Here is a 20,387-nt window from a genome sequence, read left to right as displayed (position 1 = left end):
TGTGACGTTTCCACCCCGGAATGTGTCGAATCTGTGCAAAGATCGAACATATGGACGCGGTTGACCAGCAGATCGTTGCGCTCTTGGTCGAGGATGCGCGGCGTTCATATGGCGACATCGGCCGGCACGTCTCGCTCTCCGCCCCCTCCGTCAAGCGCCGGGTCGACGCATTGCGCGCGCGCGGCGCGATCGAGGGCTTCACCGCGGTGCTCGACCACGGCGCGCTGGGGCAGGCGACGGAGGCGCTGATCGAGCTCTTCTACGCGCCGGGCACGCTGCTCGACGAGGTCGCCGAGCGCATCGCGCACCACCCCGAGATCGTGGAGGCGTGGAGCGTCACGGGCGACGCCGACGCGATCGTGCGCGTCCACACGACCGACAACAAGGACCTCGAGCGGTTGATCATGGAGCTGCAGAAGGACGGCAGCGTGGTGCGGACGCGGTCGCAGGTCGTGCTGTCGCACCTGGTCACGCCTCGGGCGTGAGATGCGCTTGTGCGGTCGTTCGCGCGGCCGCGACGTGTGCGCCGGGAGAGGTGCCGGCGGTGCTTCGGGCGTGGCGCGCGTGCAGGGTCGCGCGGGATTCGCTACCCGCGAGCGCGGATCTGGTGAGAGATGCGTATCGGCTGCCGCGCAGGGTCGCGCGCGCTCGCGCTCGGCCCGTGATCGCGGACTTGACGAGGGATGCGTGTCGACTCGTGCGCAGGGACGCGCGCGGATCTGGTGCCGGCCGTGATCGGGGATCGGAACTGCGCTGGTAAGGGGTGCGTGTCGTCTTTGGTGCAGGGTCGTGCGCGGATCTCGTGCCGGCGGTGATCGGGGATCGGAACCGCGTGGTACGGGCGTGCGTGTCGACTCTGGCGCAGGGTCGCGCGCGGAGGGTCCCGCGGATCATGCGCGATCGGCGCTGGCGACCGTATTCGAGCGCGTCAGGCGGGAAAACGATCGTATGCGATCAAGAACGCGCTCGGCGCGCGGGGGTGTGTCAGGTTTGCCGACCTATAGCCCTACAAAGGTGACGCACCCCCTTTCGCGATGATCGTTATGGCACCTAGACGCTCGATCCGGGTGCCTGCGGGGCCGCGCGAGCGCCGGCGGAGCGAGCGACGGCCTCGTCGCTGCGCCGTAACCGCTCCACCCGCGGGTGGCCTCGTGGGCGTTTGGGGGTCGGCGGCTGAATGGCGTGGCAGGGCGCCTGGCGCGCGAAGCCGGGCTGACGTGGCAGCAGCGCCGACGCGCGATGTCGAGCTCCCGTGGCAGGGCGCTCAAGCGCGGGTGTCAGTTCAGCGCCGACCCGGGACCCGCGAGGACAGGACCCGCGGCCGAGCGGCCAGGCCCTCGCCGGATCGCGCAGCCGGGCGGAACGAAGGCGCGGCGGGCGCCGGGACCCGGGGCCGAGCGGCCAGGCCCTCGCCGGATCGCGCCGCCACGCGGAACCACCCGCGGCGGGGCGCCGGGACCCGCGGCCGAGCGGCCAGGCGCTCGCCGGACCGCGCAGCCGCGCGAAACGAAGGCGGCGGCGGGGCGCCGGGACCCGGGGCGCAGCGGCCAGGCCCTCGCCGGATCGCGCCGCCACGCGGAACCACCCGCGGCGGGGCGCCGGGACCCGGGGCCGAGCGGCCAAGCCCTCGCCGGACCGCGCAGCCGCGCGGAACCACCCGCGGCGGGGCGCCGGGACCCGCGCGGCCGAGCGGCCAAGCCCTCGCCGGATCGCGCAGCCGCGGCACGGCAACCCCCCGCGGCGGAACGCCCCGACGCACGCCCCAGCCGCCACGCCCTCGCCGGACCCGCAGCGCGCGGGACGAGGCACCGCGTAACGCCGCAACCCGCCCGCCGATGACACAACACGCCCCGTTAACGGCCACGGGCCCGGCACAAAGCCGGGCCCGCGAGCCGAAGGCGTTCAGCGCGAGAGCGCTGCTTACATCATCCCGCCCATGTCGGGCATCCCGCCGCCGGCGCCGGCCGACTCCTTGTCGGGCACCTCGGCGACGATCGCCTCGGTGGTGAGGATGTTCTTGGCGATCGAGGCGGCGTTCTGGAGCGCCGAGCGCGTCACCATGGCCGGGTCGATCACGCCCGCCGACACGAGGTCGACGTACTCGCCGGTGGCCGCGTTGAGGCCGATGCCGGCGTCGGCGCGACGGACCTCGTTGACCACGACCGAGCCCTCGAAGCCGGCGTTCTCCGCGATCTGGCGGAGCGGCTCCTCGAGCGCGCGCAGGACGATGCGCAGGCCGGTCTTCTCGTCGTCGATGCCGGTGGCGTCGAGGTTGATGGCGTCGGTCGCCTCGACGAGCGCGATGCCGCCGCCGGGGACGATGCCCTCCTCGAGCGCCGCGCGGGTCGCCTGCAGCGCGTCCTCGACGCGGTGCTTCTTCTCCTTCATCTCCGTCTCGGTGGCCGCGCCGACCTTGACGACGGCGACACCGCCGGAGAGCTTGGCGAGGCGCTCCTGCAGCTTCTCGCGATCGAAGTCGGAGTCGGTGTTCTCGACCTCGACCTTGATCTGGTTGATGCGGCCCTTGATGGCGTCCGCGTCACCCGCGCCGTCCACGATCGTGGTCGTGTCCTTGGCGACCACGACGCGCCGCGCACGGCCGAGCTGCGAGATCTGGGTGTTCTCGAGCTTGAGGCCCATCTCCTCGGTGATGACCTCGCCGCCGGTGAGGATCGCGATGTCCTCGAGCATGCGCTTGCGGCGGTCACCGAAGCCCGGAGCCTTGACGGCGACGCCGGTGAACGTGCCGCGGAGCTTGTTGACGATGAGGGTCGCCAGGGCCTCGCCCTCGACGTCCTCGGCGATGATCAGCAGCGGGCGGCCGGACTGGATGACCTGCTCGAGCACGGGCAGGAGGTCGCGGACGGAGCCGATCTTCTGGTTGGCGATGAGGATGTAGGGATCCTCGAGGACGGCCTCCATGCGCTCCTGGTCGGTGACCATGTAGGGCGAGATGTAGCCCTTGTCGAACTGCATGCCCTCGGTGAACTCGAGGTCCATGCCGAACGTCTGGCCCTCCTCGACGTTCACGACGCCGTCCTTGCCGACCTTCTCGATCGCGTCGGCGATCACGTCGCCGATCTCCTCGTCGCCGGCCGAGATGGTGGCGACGCGGGCGATCTGCTCCTTGCCGGAGATCTCCTTCGACTGCGAGCGGATGTGCTCCACGACCTGCTCGACGGCGAGCTCGATGCCCTTCTTGAGGCCGAGCGGGTTCGCGCCGGCGGCCACGTTCTTCAGGCCCTGACGGACGATCGCCTGGGCGAGCACGGTCGCGGTCGTCGTGCCGTCGCCGGCGACGTCGTTGGTCGCGGTCGCGACCTCGCGGACCAGCTGCGCGCCCTGGTTCTGGAAGACGTCCTCGACCTCGATCTCACGAGCGATGGTCACGCCGTCGTTCGTGATGGTCGGAGCACCGAACTTCTTGTCCAGGACCACGTAGCGGCCGCGCGGGCCGAGCGTGACCTTGACGGCGTTGGCGACCGCGTCGACGCCGAGCTCCAGCGCCTTGCGGGCCTCGACGTCGTACTTCAGTTCCTTGTGAGCCATTGGTTCAAAGTCTCCTTAGCTGACCTTGGCGAGGACGTCGGACTCGCGCAGGACCAGCAGGTCCTCGCCGTCGACCACGATCTCGGTGCCGCCGTACTTCGAGTACAGGACCTCGTCGCCCTCGGCGACGTCGAGCGGGACGCGCTTGCCGTTGTCGTCGAGCTTCCCGTCGCCGACCGCCAGGACCTTGCCCTTCTGCGGCTTCTCCTTGGCGGTGTCGGGAAGGACGATCCCAGAAGCGGTCGTCGTGTCCTCCTCGACAGCCTTGACGATCAGGCGATCGCCCAGGGGCTTGAGATTCATCGAGTGACCTCCCACTCAGTTCGTACGGAGCGAATTCTTTGGCACTCTCGGGCTGAGAGTGCCAGCCGCGGGAGGATGATACGACGAATGACCAGGTCGTCAAGGGGCGTTGGCACTCTTTTCACGAGAGTGCCAATCCGCGTGCTCTTGGGGTCTGGCCCGGATCGAGCCGCGGCTGGGCCGCACCGATGAACGATTCAACGATGCGCACCCTGGGATTCCGCACCCACGTCCTGCTGACTCTCGCCGCGTGCGGCGCCCTCGCCGCCGCGCTCAACATGCCGTGGTACGGCAGCTCCGGGAAACGCGACTCGGGGCTGGACGGGCCGATGGACGACCTCTTCGCCGCGATCGGGCGTGCGGTCGTCGCCGCGGACGGCGTCGCCGGCCGCGACGCGCTGGGGAGCTGGGCGCCGGCGCTGAGCGCCGTCGCCGCCTTCACGGCGCTGATGACGCTGCTGTGCCTGATCGCCCCGGTGCAGGGCGTGGCGCGCGAAGGGCTGCGGCTCGGCGCGCTCGCCGCGCTCGGGCTGGTGGCGTGGAAGCTCGTCTCGCACCCGCAGGAGGAGCTGCGTCACGGCGCGCTGATGGCGGGCGCCGCCGCGCTGGTGCTGGTGGTGGCGGCGTTCACGGTCGCGGCGGCGCCGGTCAAGCGCCGCGCGGCACCGCGCTTCGGTCATCCTGGCGTCTACGTGCCGCCGCCCCCGCCGCCGAGCTACGACAGCACGGGCTCGACGCCGCCGCCAGGCTAGTTCTGGGCGCCGCCGACGCCGCGCAGGCGGTCCTGGAAGTCCGGCGGGTTCTCGACGATCTGGGAGAACCGGACGACCGTCACCGTGTCCTCGAGCGCCACCTCGCGCCCGTAGATCTGCTCCAGGAAGTGGACCAGCTCCTCGGTGCGGCGGAACTCCGGGTTGTCGTGCTCGATGTCGCGCGGAGAGAGGTCCTTCACCCGCTTGACCTCGACGTTGTCGATCACCGCGTGAAAGAGCTTCTCGCGCGGCGAGTACTGGTAGCCGACGGTGACGAGGACCACCTGGTTCTTGCGGTACTTATGCCGCTTGTCGCCGAGGCGGATCGTGGCCGTCTTGCGGCCGCGCTTCATCTGGTCGGCGAAAACCGTCGAGTAGAAGTTGAGGACCTGCACGGGGCGGCAGACTAGCGGCCGCAGGCCATCTTGGACAACAGCGTGTCGATCAGCGCCCGCTCCCCGGGGTACGTCAGCTCCTGGCGGGCGCCGGAAATGGCGATCCAGCGCGCATCGTCGACCTCGTGGTCGTGGTCGGAGGTCGAGCCCGCGACGTACTCGCAGAGGAAGAAGTGGACGGTCTTGCGCACGCGCCGGCCGTCGCGCCGGTACGTGTAGCGCACGTCGCCGAGCGGCTCGCGCACCGCCGCCTCCACGCCCGTCTCCTCGCGCACCTCGCGCGCCGCCGCCTGCTCGGGCGTCTCGCCCGCCTCCAGGCCGCCCTTCGGCAGCCCGGTCACGTGCCGCCCGGCGGGCGTGATCACCAGCACGTCGTCGCCGCGCACGACGACGCCGCCGTAGGAGGTCTCGAGCTCAATAGACATAGTTGCGGAGCGCGTCCGGGTCGTGGACGGTCAGCCGCCCGCGCCCCTGCGAGATCACGCCTGCGCGCTCCAGGACGGCGAGGAAGCGCGAGGCGGACTCGCGCGAGGAGCCGGCCAGCTGCGCGACCTCGGCCTGGGTGACCGTGATCGGGACGTCGGCGCTCGCGGCGCCCTCGGCGCGCGCCTGCTCCACGAGCTGGCCGAGCACGTTCGCCACGCGGCTCTGCACGGTCTGGAACGACTGGCTCGCGAGGCGCTCGTTGGTCGCGCGCAGGCGGCGCGAGAGCGCGGCGGCGAGCGCGATCGCGAGCTGCGGCCGGAGCTCCATCGCGCGCCGCATGTCGGCGCCCATGATCCCCAGCACCTCGAGCGGCTCGATCGCCTCGACCGTGGCGGAGCGCCGCTCGTCGTCGAACATCGCGAGCTCGCCGAAGATGTCGCCCGGCCCGAACGTGGCGAGCGCGAGCTGGCGTCCGTCGCCGTGCTCGCGGACCGCGCGCGCGTGGCCGGAGCGGACGATGTAGCACGTGTTCGACGCGTCGCCTTCGCGGAAGACGACCTCGCCCGCCGCGAACCGCCGGGGATGCGCGACGTCGGCGACCTGTTCCAGGTCGTCGGCCGAGAGGTCCGCGAACATCGGCACGCGGCCCAGCAGCCCCACCCTGTCCTGCGCGCTCGCCGTCATCCCCGGAGGATTACCACTCCCGGGCGACTCGCAACCTCAAGCGAGCTCCAGCGCTCGCTCCCTGCGGCGACGGGTGAGGATCCGCCCGACGAGCGCCGCCGCGGCCGCGAGCAGCGCCAATGGCGCGGCGATCGCGAGCGCGATCAGCGCGACGCCGGCGATGACTTCGAGCACCCGCCCCGCGTCGTGCAGCGCGTCGCCCGTGGTCCAGCGGCCGGCCGGCGCCGGCGCCGCGCCGCTCGAGCGGTCCCCGCGCACGCGCACGTCGAGCGTGGCGTACGACGTCTCGCGCGCGAGCTGGGCGACGTCGCGCTCGCGCGCGCGCAGCGTCCGCTCGGCCCGCGCGAGCCGGCCGCGCAGGCTCGACGCCTCGCGGTCGCTCGTGGCGCGGGCGAGCCGGTTGCGCAGCGAGTCGCGGTAGGCGCGCGCGTCGCGGACGCGGGCCTCGAGCGCGGAGCGCTGGTCGGTCACGTCCTGCGCCTCCTGCGTCCGCGAGCGGACATGGGCGAGCCGCGAGAGCTGGGCCAGCGCCTGCTGGAGCTTCGCGGACGGGATCCGCAGCGTGATGTCGGCGCTCTGGCGGGCGGTGATCGAGCTGTTCTGCACGTAGCCGCCGAGCGTGTCGGCGACGCGGATGACTTGGTCGCTGACCCCCTCGACGTCCGCGCGGGTGGTCGAGAGCGTCAGCGACACGCTGCGGATCACGTCGCGCTCCTGCGGGGCGACGGCGCCCGCGGAGCCCGCCGAGTCGCTCGTGGGGCGCCCGGGTGGCACGGCCTTGCGGGCCGCGGTCGAGCTGCCGCCCGAGCTCGAGGACACGTCGTCGCCCCCGCCGGACCGCAAGGCGACGCCGATGATCAGCACGAGCACCGCGATCACCGAGGCGGCCGCGCCGGCCGCGAGGATCCCGCCGCGCAACGATTCCCATCGGTGCCGGCGCGGCGGCTTCAGGAAGCCCTCGGCGACGCGCCGGTCCATCCGGCCGGTCCAGCGCGGGTCGGGCGCGGGGCGGGTCTCGCGGACCAAGGCCTCGAGGTCGAACTGGTCAGGCATCGAGGGTCTCCCGGAGCTTGGTCATGGCGCGGTGCACGAGCGTGCCGGCGTTCGAGACGCTGACTCCGAGCACGGCGGCGAGCTCGGCGTTGGAGAGCTCGGCGTGGTACTTGAGCGCGATCAGCTCGCGCTCGCGCCCGGGAAGGCGGCCGAGCGCGGTGCGGACGGCCGCGCGGCGGACGGCGAGCTCCGCCGCCTCGCCGGGGTCCGGCTCGACCGCGGGCGGCGGGAGCTCGGCGCTCGCCGCGCGCGTGCGGCGGCGCAGCTCATCCAGCGCGGCGTTGCGCGCGATGCCGAACAGCCACGCGCGCGGCGAGCCGCGGCGGGCGTCGTAGCGGTCGCGGCGCCGGTAGGCGCGCTCGAACGCCGCGGCGGCGACGTCCTCGGCCGCCGCGCGGTCGGAGAGCAGCGTGGCCGCGTAGGCGTACACGTCGTCGCGCGCGGCGCGGTAGAGCGCGTCGAAGTCGAGCGTACGGGGCGAGGCTTCGTCGACGATGGCTGCCGTCACACCCCTACTACGGCCATCTTGTGGATCCATCACAACAACTCGCGCGCCGTATGCGTGTTAATGCGGTCGTCCATGCGAGTTGCCGTCCTCACAGCCGCGATCATCGCCGTCCTGGCGCCGTCCGTCGCCTCGGCCAAGCAGCCCCCGCCCGCGCAGTGGGCCACGGTCAACCTGTGCGACACCCTCAAGCGTCCCGACACGATCGGCATCCGCGCGTCGATGCCCGGCACGCCGAAGGGAGCGCACATGGCGATGCGCTTCCGCGTGCAGTACAAGGGCGACGACGGGTGGCAGGACGTGAAGGGCGCGAGTTCGGGCTGGCAGCGGGCCGGGATCGCAAGCGGGCTGCCGGCGGAATCGGGCTGGAGCTTCTCGTTCGCGCACCCGAGCTCGCCCGTGGTCCTGCGCGGGATGGTGCAGCTGCGCTGGCGCAAGGGCGCGACCGTCGTGCGCCAGGCCGAGCTGCCGACGGAACCGGGCCACCGCTCGAGCGCCGGGGCCGACCCGGCGAGCTACTCGGTGGCCACCTGCACGCTCGGGAGCTGATCGCCCGGCTCTCGCCCTGCGGGCGACCCCGGTTCGATCACGGGGGTTACGGATTGAGATATGCGAACAGCCGCGGGTCGTTCGTGATGACCCCGGTGACGCCGAGCGTCCGCAGGCTGCCGATGCGCGGCAGCTCGTCGACCGTCCACACGTAGAGCTCCCCGCCCGCGTCGCGGACGGCGTCCACGAGCGGGGGCGTGACCATCAGCCAGTGGGCCATCAGCGCGTCGCAGCGGCCCGCCGCCATGTGGCGGCGCACGAGGCCCGGCAGCCGCCGGCGCACGACCTGGATCCCGACGTAGGCGGGCAGCCTGGTCAGCGTGGAGGCGGTCCAGTCGCGCTTGACGCGCGGGACCGACCATCCGAGCCGCAGCCGCGGCTCCAGCGCCCGGATCGCCACCAGTGAGCGCATCCAGTTGGAGGAGATCAGCGTGCGCTCGACGAGGCCGTGCTCCTGCAGCGCGGCCACGACGCGCTGCTCGTAGCCGGGCAGCTTGAGGTCCACGTCGAGCTCGACGCCGTCGAACGGGGCGGACGCGAGGTGGGCGAGCCCGTCCTCGAGCGTCGGCGCGCCGCCGAGGTCGATCGAGTAGTCGTGCGCGAGCAGCAGCCGGCCGTGGTCCGGGCCTTCGTGGCGCTCGGGCAGGACGTCGAACTCGATCATGTCCACGCCGGCCCGGAGCGCGGCGTCGAACGACGCGGGCGTGTTGCCCGGCACGATCAGGTCCGCGCCCTTGTGGCCGACGCGCCTCAGTGCTGGCAGCTCGGGCACCAATACGTCCTCCGGTTGTCGTCCCATTGCCCGCGCGCCTGGATCGTCGCGCCGCAGCGCGGGCACGGTTGGCCCGCGCGGCCGTAGATCGTCCTGAACCGCTCCTGCATCCCGCTCGCCGCCGACTCCTGCATGCCCGGGCGGCAGGCGTGCACGATCGCCAGCGCCTCCTCGTCGGAGACGTCGCCGGTGCGCCGCCACGGGTCGATCGCGGCCGCGAAGCAGCCCTCGGCCTTCCACAGGTTGCCGATGCCGGCGATCGTGCGCTGGTCGATCAGGGCGTCCCCGATCGGGCGCGTCGGGTCGTCGCCGCGCAGGCGCCGCAGGAACCGTTCCTCGTCGAATACTCCGGCCAGGATGTCGGGTCCGAGGCCCGCGATGCGCTGATCCAGCCGCGTGCGCGACTCGGTCATCAGCTCGAGCACCGGGCCGCCGAGCTGCAGCACCTGGCGGTCGCCGCGGCGCAGGGCCAGCCACGTGCGCGGCGGTCGCGGCTCGCCCGCGTCGCGCACGCGCCACTTGCCGGTCAAGCGCAGGTGCGAGTGGATCACCAGCGCGCCTTCGAAGCGCAGGAACAGGTGCTTGCCGAGCGCGTCGACGCTCGTCACCGCGCGCCCGCCCAGCCGCTCCGGCCAGCGGTCGCGCCCGAAGCGCGGATGCGGCGTGGCCAGCTCGTCCGGGACGCGACCCTCGAGCACGGGCCGGATCCGATTGGCCGCGTAGTGGATGGTGTCGCCCTCGGGCACCCCCTGAGGGTACGATCGCCCGCCAGGTCCACGACGGAGGTCGATCATGCGCGCGTTCGTCCTGTTATGCGGCACCCTCGCGGCGGCTCTGCTCGCCGCGCCGGCGGCCCTGGCCGGCCAAGGCCTGGGCCGGATCGGCCACGTCGTCGTCATCTATGAGGAGAACCACTCCTTCGACAATCTCTACGGCGGCTGGGAGAAGGTCGACGGGCTGCGCGCCACGCGTCAGGTGAACCAGGCCGGCGCGCCGTACAGGTGCCTGCCGCAGGCCGACGTCAATCTGACGTCCCCGCCGCTCACCGCGGCGTGCACGGGCGAGGCGTTCGCAAGCCACTTCCCGAACGCCCCGTTCCGGATCGAGGACTACATCGGGCCGGAGGACAAGAGCTGCCCGGCGCCGGGCGCGTCCGCCGCCAACGGCGTGGCGAAGGGCAGCGGCCTCCCCGGCGGCTGCACGCGCGACCTCGTCCACCGCTACTACCAGGAGCGCTACCAGCTGCACGGCGGCAAGCAGGATCGCTACGTGACCGGCTCGGACGCCGTCGGGCTGACGATGGGCCACTACGACACGCGCCGGCTGCCGATCTACGAGTACCTGCACGCGCGCCGCCATCCGCGCTACGCGATCGCCGATCGCTTCTTCCAGGCCGCGTTCGGCGGCTCGTTCCTCAACCACCAGTGGCTCGTCGCCGCCGCGTCGCCCGTGTTCTACGGTGCGGCCAAGGACGGCGGCGCGAACGATCAGCATTCGCTGGTCGACGCGAACGGGATGCCGACGAGCTACCCGCTCTACACCGCCACGGGCCCGGTCAAGGACGGCGCGCTGACGCAGGCCTGCCCCGCTCCGGCGGGCGTGACGTGCGGCGACTACGCGGTCAACACGAGCCAGCCGGCGTACCAGCCCTACGCGCCGGGCACCGCCGACGCGCGCCGGCTCCCGCCGCAGAAGGGCGCGACGATCGGCGACCGGCTCAGCGCCAAGGGCATCGGCTGGGCGTGGTACTCGGGCGGCTGGTCCAACGCCGCCGGCGACGTCGGCGCGCCCGGCTGGACGAACGGCCACGGCCCGGCCTGCTCGGACCCGGGCGCGCTCGCCACGGCCGTCTACCCGAACTGCCCGGACAAGCTCTTCCAGTTCCACCATCAGCCGCTGAACTACTTCGCGAGCTTCGCGCCCGGCACGGCCATGCGCGCTCACCACCTCCGCGACGAGGCGGAGTTCACCGCGCTCGCGGCCGGCTCGAAGCACAGCTGCCGCCTGAAGCCGGTCAGCTTCGTGAAGCCGATCGGCGCCGAGAACGAGCATCCCGGCTACGCGAGCGAGCACACCGGCTCCGACCACCTCGTCTCGCTGCTGAAGCGCATCGAGGGCTCCCGCTGCGCGAAGGACACGATGGTCGTGGTGACCTACGACGAGTTCGGCGGCCAGTGGGACCACGTGCCCCCGCCAGGGCAGGGCGGCGCGACGCCCGGCCCGAGCGACGCGATGGGCCCGGGGACGCGCATCCCGGCACTGATCCTGGCTCCCGGGCTGCGGCGCAAGCTCGTCGTCGATCACGCCTCGCACGACACGACGTCGATCTTAGAGATCCCGCGCAGCCGCGCGGAACGACCCGCGGCGGCGCGCCGGGACCCGCGGCCGAGCGGCCAGGCCCTCGCCGGACCGCGCAGCCGCGCGGAACGACCCGCGGCGGCGCGCCGGGACCCGCGGCCGAGCGGCCAGGCCCGCGCCGGACCGCGCCGCCGCGCGGAACCACCCGCGGCGGGGCGCCGGGATCCGGGGCGCAGCGGCCAAGCCCTCGCCGGATCGCGCGGACGCCCTCGGGGCATCCGCTCGATCAGCCACCGGGCGTCATGGCGCGTCGGATTGCCGTGCAACGGAACTGGCGGACCGGCTCACCCGAAGCGCTCGATGAGCCGGCCCGCGTACCAGTCCTCCCAGCGCTCCGCGGGCGCGCCGGCCGTGTAGTCGCGGTCGCATTCGACCAGCGCGTGCACCAGCTGGCTGCGGACCGGCAGCGCACCGAGCACGTCGCCCAGCTCCGAATGGCGCGTCAGCCAGTCGGCGTAGAACGACGCCCAGTCCTCGTCGGCGCCGTCGGTGATGCGGTACACGGCGTGGTGGACCTCTCCGACCTCGTGCAGCAGCTCGCTCACCCGCCGTGCGCGTTCGTCCATGGCTCGAACGCTACGCCTCGCCCATGTCGGTATCAGTGGCCGGGCCGCTGCTCATCTCACGTGACAGGACCGCAGGCCGGCGTGCGGCGCGTCGCGACGCTGGTCGCTCGCGCCGCATTGCCGGCCGAGGCGCGCTACTGGGCGCCGACGTCGTAGTTCTTGGCCGTGTCTGACTCGTAGGTCTCCGGATCGGCCTGCAGACCGCCCGGGACATTTGCCGGTCGCGTGATGTAGACCGCCCGCTCCGACGGTTGCCCCGGCTTCGTGTAGTCCAGCGGCGCGGCGGTCAGCCCACCCATGTCCACACCGGACAGTTGGTGGGCGGCCGTGACGAGGCCCTGCCGGCTCAGGTCCTTGTTCTCGCACGCCTTGCCGAGGATCTCGTCCATCAGCCTCGACTGCGCATTGCCGAACGGCACCGAGGCCTTCGGGAGCGCCTTCGGATACGCCTTCTCGAAGTCGGCGGAGGTCTTCTTGACGGCGGGCTTGTCGAGGTTGAACGTCGCGATCGAGGTGACGATGTAGGCGTTGGACTTCAGCGCCTTGGCCGCGGGCGTGTTCAGCAGCGCGGGGTCGTAGGTCGGGTTGTTGCCGAGGATCGGGACCTTGAGTCCCTGCGCCGCGCCGATGCCCGCGAGCGACGCCAGCTGCGTCGGCGCGGTGGTCACGGCGATCGCCTTGACGCCCGCGCGCTTGAGCGCGGCGACCTGGCCGGACATGTCCTCGTCGGTCGCCTTGATCTTCTGCTCGACGACCGTCATGCCGTGCTTGGAAGCGAAGTACTTGGAGCCCTTCAGGCCGTTCTCGCCGTACTCGCCCTCGAAGTAGACGTGCCCGATCTTGTCCCCTTGCTTGAGCTTGCCCTTCTGGAGCAGGTACTCGAGCCCGTTGATCATCTCGACGTCGTACGTCGTGCCGGTGATGACGATGTTGTCGTTGGGGAGCAGCGACGACGGCCACGCGGCGAGCAGCGCCAGCATCTTGTCCGACTTGAGCGTGGGCAGCAGCGCGGCGGTGATCGGCGACCCCAGCAGCTGTTGCAACCCGGCGACGCCGCTCGCCATCTCGCGGTACTGCACGACCGCCTTCTGCGGGTCGTAGCCATGGTCCTTGACCACGAGCTTGACCGTGCGGTTGCACACGCCGCCCTGGGCGTTGCGCTCCTTCCAGTAGAGCTGGGTCGACTGGACGATCGGCTTCCCGAGCGGCGCGAACACGCCGGACAGGTCGGTGAGGAGCCCCAGCGTGATCGTCTTGTCGGTCACCCCCGGACCGGTCTTGACCGATCCGGTCGCGTTCCCGCCGCCGCCCGACTCCTCGCCCTTGCTGCCGCAGGCCGCCAGTGAGAGCGCGAGCAGGACGCCGATGATGCACTGGATGGAACGACTCATGGGACCTTCTCCTTGGCTTGGAGGCGCCGGTGGCTCAGTCCCGCGAGCCCGTGCGGCGCATAGATGACGACCGCGACGACGGCGGCGCCATAGAGGAAGCGCGCGGCTTCGGACGGCTGCAGCCCGTCGCCGCCGGCCTCCGCCACGAGCGGCAGCGAGCCGCTGTAGTGGTCGAGCAGCAGCGGCAGCGCGGAGACGATGAGGCCGCCGGCCACGGCGCCGCCGATCGACCCGAGGCCTCCGATGACGATCATCACGAGGAAGTCGATCGAGACCAGGAAGCCGAACGAGTCGGGCACGATCCGCCCGAACGCAAGTGCGAGGAAGACGCCCGCGAGGCCCGCGTACATCGAGCTCACGGTGAAGGCGGCGGCCTTGTAGCCGGGGACGCTGACGCCCATCACGGCCGCGGCGACCTCGCTGTCGCGCACCGTGTGCATGGCGCGCCCCGGCCGGCTGCACACGAGGTTGTGCGCGAACCACCAGGCAAGCGCCACGAGCACGAGCCCGAGGTACCAGAGGCGCTCGAGCTGGCCGTACGGCACGCCGAAGACGACGAAGCGGTCCGGGTTCGTGTCGGCGAACGTGAAGCCGAAGACGCTGAACGGCTTCGCGTCTCTCCCGTTGAACCCGCCCGTGATGTCCTTGGCGTTGAACAGGATGTGCTGGCCGATGAACACGAGCCCGAGCGAGGCCAAGCCCAGGTAGATGCCGCGCAGGCGCCCGGCGATCGGGCTGAACAGCGCGCCCGCCAGCCCGGCGAGCAGCACCGCGCCGATCATCGCCAGCCACGGCGGAAGGCCGGCGCCGCCGGGCCCGCCGCTCGCCCCGGCGGCGGCGCCGCCACCGGCAAGGAAGCAGTAGCCGTACGCCCCGATGGCGACGAAGAAGGCGTGCGCCAGCGACAGCTGGCCCGTCACGCCGACCAGGAGAGTCAGCCCGATCGCGCCGATCGCCGCCGACATCGCGAACAGGCCGGTCTGGAGCCAGAAGCTCTCGGCGTACTGCGGCAGCCACAGCAGGAACAGCACGAGCGCCGCAGGGACCAGCATCGTCCGGAGGCGCTCAGACACGGGTGATCTCCCGCGTGCCGAAGAGCCCCGAGGGCCGCCACAGGAGCACCGCGAACAGGACGATGTACGGAATCACCTCGGACAGCCCGCGGCCGAGGAACGCGATCTCGTCCTGGTAACCGGCCGCGAAGGTCGTCGCGACGCCGATCGTCAGCCCTCCCACCACCGCGCCGGCCGCCGAGTCGAGCCCGCCGAGCACGGCGGCGGGGATCGCGGTCAGCGCAAGCAGCCCCGTGGCGTTGTTGACGCCCGCCGCCGGAAAGCTCGTGAAGAACGCGCCCCCGATCGCCGCGAGCACGCCGCCGAGCGCCCACGCCCCGGCAGCGACGCGGGAGAGGCGGATCCCCATCAGCGCGGCGGTCTCCGGGTCGGCCGCGGTCGAGCGCATCGCCACGCCCCAGTCGCTGTAGGTGAAGGCCGCCCAGAGGCCCGCCATCAGCACGATCGCCACGCTCGCGGCCACGATGCGCGTCTGCGGTACCGCGACGCCGAGCACGTGCGTCACGTCGGATCCCCACGGCGCGCCCGTCGGCAGCAGGTCGGTCCCGACACGCCGCGTCAACTCGGTGCCGAGCACGATGTTGATGCCGATCGTCAGGATCGCGAGCGCGTCCACGCCGCCGCGGTTGTGCCGCAGCGGCCGGACCAGGAGCACATCGCACAATGCCGCGACCAGCGCGCAGATCACCGCGGCCAGCGCGACGGCGCCGAAGAACCCGAGGCTCCCGTGCCACCGCGCGACGAGATACGCCCCGAGCATGAGCACCGACGCGTGCGCGAAGTTCACGACCTTCGTCGCCTTGAACACGACGACGAAGCCCATGGCGATCAGCGCGTAGATGCAGCCGAGCGACAGGCCGCCGATCAGAAGCTCGAGGAACTGGCTCACAGCGTCTCCTCCGTCCGCTCATGCGCGCCGAGGTACGCGCGCAGGACCTCGGGATCGCGCTGGACCTTGTCAGGTGGGCCGTCGGCGATCGCGCGTCCGAAGTCGAGCACGGTCACTCGATCCGCCAGGCCCATGACGAACTGCATGTCGTGCTCGACGAGCAGGATCGAGATGCCGAGCGCCTCGCGCAGGCGGGCGATCGACTGCGCCATGCGCAGGGACTCGTCGGCGTTCATGCCCGCGACGGGCTCGTCGAGCAGCAGCAGCGACGGCTCCGTGCACAGGGCGCGCGCCAGCTCGACGCGCTTGCGGTCGCCGTAGGCAAGCCCGCTCACCAGGCGGTCGAGGCCGTCCTCGAGCTGCAGCAGCTCGGCGATCCCGGCCACGAAGCGCTCCTGCTCGGCCTCCTCGCGACGCGCACGCGGCAGCCGCAGGCCGGCGGCGACGAAGCCGGTCCGCGTCAACCGGTGGCGCCCCAGCAGGAGGTTGTCGCGCACCGTCGAGGTCGGCGAGAGCGCGATGTTCTGGAACGTGCGGCTGACACCGAGCGCCGCGATGCGCGGCGGCCGGAGGCCGGTCAGGCACGCGTCGCCGTAGCGCACGGTGCCCGCGCTGACCCGGTAGACGCCGGTGAGCACGTTCAGCAGCGTCGACTTGCCGGCGCCGTTGGGCCCGATCAGCGCGTGCGCCGATCCCGCCGCCACGGTCAGCGACACGTCGTCGAGGGCGGTGAGCCCGCCGAAGCGGACGGTCACGCCTTCGGCGACCAGGTCGCGGGCGGCGCGGCGCGCGGGCGGCGCAGACCCGTGCTCGACCGCAGGCGCGGCAGCTTCGCCGCCGGTCCCGAGATAGCGGGCGCGGACCTCGTCGCTGGCGGCGAGCTCGGCGGCCGGGCCCTCGAGGCCGACGCGACCCACCTCGAGCACGTAGCCGTGGTCGGCGATCTCGAGCGCCATCGCCGCGTTCTGCTCGACCAGCACGACCGCAGTGCCCTGCTCGTTGATCTTCACCACGATCTCGCCGATCCGCTCGACGACCTGCGGCGCGAGTCCGAGCGACGGCTCGTCGAGCAGCAGGACGCGCGGCTCGGACATCAGCGCCCGGCCGATCGCCAGCATCTGCTGCTCGCCGCCGGACAGCAGGCCGGCCCGCTGCCTGCGGCGCTCGTCGAGTCGCGGGAACAGCTCGTACACGCGCGCCCTCGCCGCGGACCTGCGGGCGCGCCCGCGCGAGGAGAGGCCGCCGGCACGCAGGTTCTCCTCCACCGTGAGCTCGGCGAACACGCGACGCCCCTCCGGCACCTGCACGACGCCGGCGCGGACGATGTCGGCCGGATCCATGTGCGACAGCGCTCGCCCCTCGTGCCGCACGGAGCCTCGCTGGATCGAGCCGCCCTGGAGCTGCAGCGTCCCGGAGATCGCCCGCAGCAGCGTGCTCTTGCCGGCGCCGTTGTTGCCGAGCACCGCGACGATCGCGCCGGGCGCCACGGCGAGGGTCACACCCCGCAGCGCGTTCACTCCCCCGTAGGCGACGTGCAGGTCGTCGACTTCAAGCGCGGGAGCGGCGGTGTCCTTACTGGTCCCGGGCAGCCTCGCGGTGCGTGCCCTCACTTCACTCGCCTCGTGGCGCGTCCTACCCCCGGGGGGACGCAAGCAAGCGATCCGGCGTCCGCGCCGCCTCCCAGGTCAGCCGCTTACCTTCGGTATGCGCGCGAGGGAGCGCCAACGCGCCATGCCTGCGATCGCCCGACGGCTCAGCGCAGTTCCTGGATCCGGAGCAGGTTGCCCGCGGGATCGCGGAAGGCGCAGTCGCGGACCCCGTACGGTTGATCGGTCGGCTCCTGGACGACTTCGGCGTCGCCGGCCTGCAGCCGCGCGAAGGTGCCGTCGAGGTCGGCGGTGGCGAGGTTGATGCTGGCGTAGGTGCCCTTGGCCATCATCTCGGCGATGGTGCGGCGCTCGTCGTCGGTGATGCCGGGGGTGGCGGCCGGCGGGTACAGGACGATGGAGGTGCCGGGCTTGTCGGCGGGGCCGACCGTGATCCAGCGCATCCCGTTGTACCCGACGTCGTTACGGACCTCGAAGCCGAGGGTGTCGCGATAGAAGGCCAGGGAGGCGGCCGGGTCGTGGTGCGGGAGGAAGCTCGCGTGAATGGTGATGTCCATGGCGGTCAGGCTAGTTGCGGCTCGGTGACCGCGCTTCTCGATTCCTGATCGGTCTCGTCACCTGTTTCGCGACGCACGGCGGCATCCCCGCCGTCGCGCCCGCCGCGTCGCGCCGGTAGGTGCTGGGCGGCATACCGACCAGCTCGGTGAAGCGGGTGCTGAACGTGCCCAGCGACGAGCAGCCGACCTCGAAACAGACCTCGGTGACGCTGAGGTCGCCACGACGCAGCAGCGCCATCGCGCGCTCGATCCGCCGCGTCATCAGGTAGCCATACGGCGACTCGCCGTAGGCGAGCCGGAACTGGCGGCTGAGGTGCCCGGCCGACATGTGCACGCCGCGGGCGAGCGCCTCGACGTCCAGCGGCTGCGCGTACTCCCGGTCGATCCGGTCGCGGACGCGGCGCAGCCGCGCGAGGTCGCGCAGGTTCTGCGCCGCGGCGGGTCTGCTGGTCACTGCGAAATCATGCCACGTCGCGCCCGCCCCACTCCCAAGCCGGCGAATCGTCTTACGGTGTCCGCGAAGGCCCCGGTCAGGTGCCGACGTAGGCCGCGAGGTGCTCGCCGGTGAGGGTGGAGCGGGCGGCGACGAGGTCGGCGGGCGTGCCCTCGAAGACGATCCGGCCGCCGTCGTGGCCGGCGCCGGGGCCGAGGTCGATGATCCAGTCGGCGTGCGCCATGACAGCCTGGTGGTGCTCGATGACGATGACCGACTTGCCGGAGTCGACGAGCCGGTCGAGCATGCCGAGCAGCTGCTCCACGTCGGCGAGGTGGAGGCCGCTGGTCGGCTCGTCGAGGACGTAGACGCCGCACTTCTCGCCAATGCGGGTGGCCAGCTTGAGCCGCTGCCGCTCGCCGCCGGACAGCGTGGTGAGCGGCTGGCCGAGGCTGAGGTAGCCCAGGCCGACGTCGGCGAGCCGGGTCAGGATCTTGTGTGCCGCCGGCGTGCGCGCCTCGCCCTCGGCGAAGAACCGCTCGGCGTCGCTGACCGGCATCGCCAGCACCTGGCTGATGTCCTTGCCGCCGAGGGTGTACTCCAGCACCTCGGCCTGGAACCGCTTCCCCTCGCACTCCTCGCAGGTGGTGGCGACGCCGGCCATCATCGCCAGGTCGGTATAGACGACCCCGGCGCCGTTGCAATTCGGGCAGGCGCCCTCGGAGTTGGCGCTGAACAGCGCCGGCTTGACGCCGTTGGCCTTCGCGAACGCCTTGCGGATCGGGTCCAGCAGGCCGGTATACGTCGCGGGGTTGCTCCGGCGCGAGCCGCGGATCGCGCCCTGGTCGACCGAGACCACTCCGTCCCGTCCGGACACCGAGCCCTGGATCAGCGAGCTCTTGCCCGAGCCCGCCACGCCGGTGATGACGGCGAGCACGCCGAGCGGGATGTCGACGTCGACGTCCTGCAGGTTGTGAGTGGTCGCGCCGCGCACCTCCAGCGCCCCCGACGGCGTGCGCACCGATGGCTTCAGGGAGGCGCGGTCGTCCAGGTGCCGCCCGGTGATCGTGCTGCTGGTCCGCAGCCCCTCGACGGTGCCCTCGAACACGACCTCGCCGCCCTCGGTGCCGGCGCCCGGGCCGAGGTCGACGACGTGGTCGGCGATCGCGATCGTCTCCGGCTTGTGCTCTACGACGAGCACCGTGTTGCCCTTGTCCCGCAGCTGCAGCAGCAGGTCGTTCATCCGCTCGATGTCGTGCGGGTGCAGGCCGATCGTCGGCTCGTCGAAGACGTAGGTGACGTCGGTGAGCGAGGACCCGAGGTGGCGGATCATCTTGGTGCGCTGCGCCTCGCCACCCGACAACGTGCCTGACGGGCGGTTGAGCGAGAGGTAGCCCAGACCGATCTCGACGAACGAGTCGAGTGTGTGCCGCAGCGACTCCAGCAGCGGCGCGACGGACGGCTCCTCCAGGCTCGCGACCCACTTCGCGAGATCGGTGATCTGCATCGCGGAGACGTCGGCGATGCTGACGCCGTCGATCTTCGAGGACCGGGCCGCCTCGCTGAGCCGGGTGCCGTCGCAGTCGGGGCAGGTGGTGAACACCACCGCCCGCTCCACGAAGGCGCGGACGTGCGGCTGCATCGCGTCGACGTCCTTGGAGAGCATCGATTTCTGGATCGCCGGGATCAGCCCCGAGTAGGTCAGGTTGATCCCCTCGACCTTGATCTTGGTCGGCTCCTTGTAGAGCAGGTCGTGGAGCTCGCGCTTGTTGAACTTCTTGATCGGCTTGTCCGCGTCGAAGAAGCCGGAGCCGCGGAAGATCCGGCCGTACCAGCCGTCCATGCTGTAGCCGGGGATCGTGAGCGCGCCCTCGTTGAGCGACTTGGCGTCGTCGTAGAGCGCGGACAGATCGAAGTCGCTGACCGAGCCGCGGCCCTCGCAGCGCGGGCACATGCCGCCGGTGCGGCTGAAGCTTGCCGACCGGGTGATCGTCTTGTCGCCGCGCTCGACCGTGATCCCGCCGCTCCCGTGGGCGGACGCGACGTTGAACGAGTACGCGCCCGGGCCGCCGATGTGCGGCTCCCCGAGCCGGCTGAAGAGTATGCGCAGCATCGCGTCGGCATCGGTCGCGGTGCCGACGGTCGAGCGAGAATTGGCTCCCATCCGCTCCTGGTCGACGATGATCGCCGTCGTCAGCCCTTCGAGTACGTCGACCTCGGGCCGGGCGAGCGTCGGCATGAAGCCCTGCACGAAGGCGCTGTAGGTCTCGTTGATCAGCCGCTGCGACTCCGCGGCGATCGTGCTGAACACCAGCGAGCTCTTGCCCGAGCCGGAGACGCCGGTGAACGCCGTCAGCCGGCGCTTCGGGATCTCGACGCTGATGTCCTTGAGGTTGTTGACGCGCGCGCCATGCACGCGGATCAGATCGTGGTTGTCGGCAACGTGCAGCGCAGGCGACTGCGTGTCCGTTCTCGTGGCCATGCTCAATCGTCTCTCCATCTGTTAGGCGGGGCCGCCTTCGCGG

At 71.9% G+C, this 20,387-nt stretch carries 21 protein-coding genes and 1 pseudogene; 4 read left to right on the top strand and 18 right to left on the bottom strand.

The genetic code is table 11. The annotated features are described in order from the left end of the window. Positions 1-50 precede the first annotated feature (50 nt). Positions 51-485: an Lrp/AsnC family transcriptional regulator gene (locus tag H958_RS0100290; RefSeq protein ID WP_028057194.1), complete on the top strand. Its 435-nt coding sequence runs from the start codon at positions 51-53 to the stop codon at positions 483-485. Positions 486-1,920: 1,435 nt separating this feature from the next. On the opposite strand, the gene groL is transcribed toward H958_RS0100290, so the two are convergent. Both groL and groES read right to left on the bottom strand, forming a co-directional pair. Further along, the gene (gene groL / locus H958_RS0100285) at positions 1,921-3,549 is read right to left on the bottom strand and encodes a chaperonin GroEL (protein ID WP_028057193.1); all 1,629 of its coding nucleotides are present in this window, start codon (positions 3,547-3,549) and stop codon (positions 1,921-1,923) included. 15 nt (positions 3,550-3,564) lie between these two features. Continuing rightward, positions 3,565-3,852: a co-chaperone GroES gene (gene groES / locus H958_RS0100280; RefSeq protein WP_028057192.1), complete on the bottom strand. Its 288-nt coding sequence runs from the start codon at positions 3,850-3,852 to the stop codon at positions 3,565-3,567. A 203-nt stretch (positions 3,853-4,055) separates the two neighbouring features. Here groES and H958_RS0100275 point away from each other — a divergent pair, with 203 nt between their 5' ends. Further along, a complete protein-coding gene (locus H958_RS0100275; RefSeq protein ID WP_156027562.1) occupies positions 4,056-4,604 on the top strand; it encodes a hypothetical protein in 549 nt (182 codons plus the stop codon). On the opposite strand, the gene H958_RS0100270 is transcribed toward H958_RS0100275, so the two are convergent. The 5 genes from H958_RS0100270 to H958_RS0100250 are packed head-to-tail and all read right to left on the bottom strand — an operon-like array spanning position 4,601 to position 7,670. After that, complete coding sequence (locus tag H958_RS0100270) at positions 4,601-4,999, bottom strand: ASCH domain-containing protein (protein WP_028057190.1); 399 nt, start codon at positions 4,997-4,999, stop codon at positions 4,601-4,603. The two genes, H958_RS0100275 and H958_RS0100270, sit on opposite strands and share 4 nt — an antisense overlap. Positions 5,000-5,010: 11 nt before the next feature. After that, a complete protein-coding gene (locus H958_RS0100265) occupies positions 5,011-5,424 on the bottom strand; it encodes an NUDIX hydrolase (RefSeq protein WP_028057189.1) in 414 nt (137 codons plus the stop codon). Next, entirely contained in the window at positions 5,414-6,109 is a 696-nt protein-coding gene (locus H958_RS0100260) for a Crp/Fnr family transcriptional regulator (protein ID WP_028057188.1), read from the bottom strand. The genes H958_RS0100265 and H958_RS0100260 overlap by 11 nt, the downstream gene beginning before the upstream one ends. Before the next feature lie 36 nt (positions 6,110-6,145). Further along, positions 6,146-7,162: a DUF4349 domain-containing protein gene (locus H958_RS0100255; protein WP_028057187.1), complete on the bottom strand. Its 1,017-nt coding sequence runs from the start codon at positions 7,160-7,162 to the stop codon at positions 6,146-6,148. Next, positions 7,155-7,670: an RNA polymerase sigma factor gene (locus tag H958_RS0100250; protein WP_231379141.1), complete on the bottom strand. Its 516-nt coding sequence runs from the start codon at positions 7,668-7,670 to the stop codon at positions 7,155-7,157. Before H958_RS0100250 ends, H958_RS0100255 begins: the two co-directional genes overlap by 8 nt. A gap of 72 nt (positions 7,671-7,742) precedes the next feature. On the opposite strand from H958_RS0100250, the gene H958_RS0100245 reads away from it, so the two are divergent. Continuing rightward, positions 7,743-8,216, top strand: a complete 474-nt coding sequence (locus tag H958_RS0100245; RefSeq protein WP_028057185.1) for a hypothetical protein — start codon at positions 7,743-7,745, stop codon at positions 8,214-8,216. Between the two features lie 46 nt (positions 8,217-8,262). On the opposite strand, the gene H958_RS0100240 is transcribed toward H958_RS0100245, so the two are convergent. Continuing rightward, complete coding sequence (locus H958_RS0100240) at positions 8,263-8,988, bottom strand: glycerophosphodiester phosphodiesterase (RefSeq protein ID WP_028057184.1); 726 nt, start codon at positions 8,986-8,988, stop codon at positions 8,263-8,265. Beyond that, positions 8,967-9,734, bottom strand: coding sequence for an Fpg/Nei family DNA glycosylase (locus H958_RS45770; RefSeq protein ID WP_028057183.1), 768 nt, complete (start codon positions 9,732-9,734; stop codon positions 8,967-8,969). The genes H958_RS0100240 and H958_RS45770 overlap by 22 nt, the downstream gene beginning before the upstream one ends. Before the next feature lie 46 nt (positions 9,735-9,780). Here H958_RS45770 and H958_RS33865 point away from each other — a divergent pair, with 46 nt between their 5' ends. Then, entirely contained in the window at positions 9,781-11,703 is a 1,923-nt protein-coding gene (locus tag H958_RS33865; RefSeq protein WP_051323629.1) for an alkaline phosphatase family protein, read from the top strand. Here the strand turns inward: H958_RS33865 and H958_RS0100225 are convergent. The 9 genes and pseudogenes from H958_RS0100225 to H958_RS0100190 form a co-directional block, all read right to left on the bottom strand. Further along, complete coding sequence (locus H958_RS0100225) at positions 11,631-11,912, bottom strand: hypothetical protein (protein WP_028057182.1); 282 nt, start codon at positions 11,910-11,912, stop codon at positions 11,631-11,633. The genes H958_RS33865 and H958_RS0100225 overlap by 73 nt on opposite strands. A 134-nt stretch (positions 11,913-12,046) precedes the next feature. Then, positions 12,047-13,303 carry an ABC transporter substrate-binding protein gene (locus H958_RS0100220; protein ID WP_028057181.1) on the bottom strand — a complete coding sequence of 419 codons (1,257 nt, stop codon included), beginning with the start codon at positions 13,301-13,303 and terminating at the stop codon, positions 12,047-12,049. Next, positions 13,300-14,376 carry a branched-chain amino acid ABC transporter permease gene (locus H958_RS33860; RefSeq protein WP_037408759.1) on the bottom strand — a complete coding sequence of 359 codons (1,077 nt, stop codon included), beginning with the start codon at positions 14,374-14,376 and terminating at the stop codon, positions 13,300-13,302. Before H958_RS33860 ends, H958_RS0100220 begins: the two co-directional genes overlap by 4 nt. Continuing rightward, on the bottom strand, positions 14,369-15,265 hold the full coding sequence (locus tag H958_RS0100210; RefSeq protein WP_028057180.1) for a branched-chain amino acid ABC transporter permease: 897 nt from the start codon (positions 15,263-15,265) through the stop codon (positions 14,369-14,371). The genes H958_RS33860 and H958_RS0100210 overlap by 8 nt, the downstream gene beginning before the upstream one ends. Continuing rightward, entirely contained in the window at positions 15,262-16,035 is a 774-nt protein-coding gene (locus H958_RS48975; RefSeq protein WP_037408901.1) for an ABC transporter ATP-binding protein, read from the bottom strand. The genes H958_RS0100210 and H958_RS48975 overlap by 4 nt, the downstream gene beginning before the upstream one ends. Positions 16,036-16,332: 297 nt before the next feature. Beyond that, positions 16,333-16,764, bottom strand: a pseudogene (locus H958_RS48970) (ABC transporter ATP-binding protein); the annotation flags it as partial. A 254-nt stretch (positions 16,765-17,018) separates the two neighbouring features. Next, positions 17,019-17,429, bottom strand: coding sequence for a VOC family protein (locus H958_RS0100200; protein WP_028057178.1), 411 nt, complete (start codon positions 17,427-17,429; stop codon positions 17,019-17,021). A 10-nt stretch (positions 17,430-17,439) separates the two neighbouring features. After that, a complete protein-coding gene (locus H958_RS0100195) occupies positions 17,440-17,883 on the bottom strand; it encodes a helix-turn-helix transcriptional regulator (RefSeq protein ID WP_028057177.1) in 444 nt (147 codons plus the stop codon). 76 nt (positions 17,884-17,959) lie between these two features. After that, entirely contained in the window at positions 17,960-20,344 is a 2,385-nt protein-coding gene (locus H958_RS0100190) for an ATP-binding cassette domain-containing protein (RefSeq protein ID WP_037408758.1), read from the bottom strand. Positions 20,345-20,387: the final 43 nt, after the last annotated feature.

It is taken from the genome of Candidatus Solirubrobacter pratensis (assembly GCF_000425945.1).
Lineage (GTDB): Bacteria > Actinomycetota > Thermoleophilia > Solirubrobacterales > Solirubrobacteraceae > Solirubrobacter > Solirubrobacter pratensis.
This window is presented reverse-complemented; position numbering and strand designations above follow the sequence as displayed.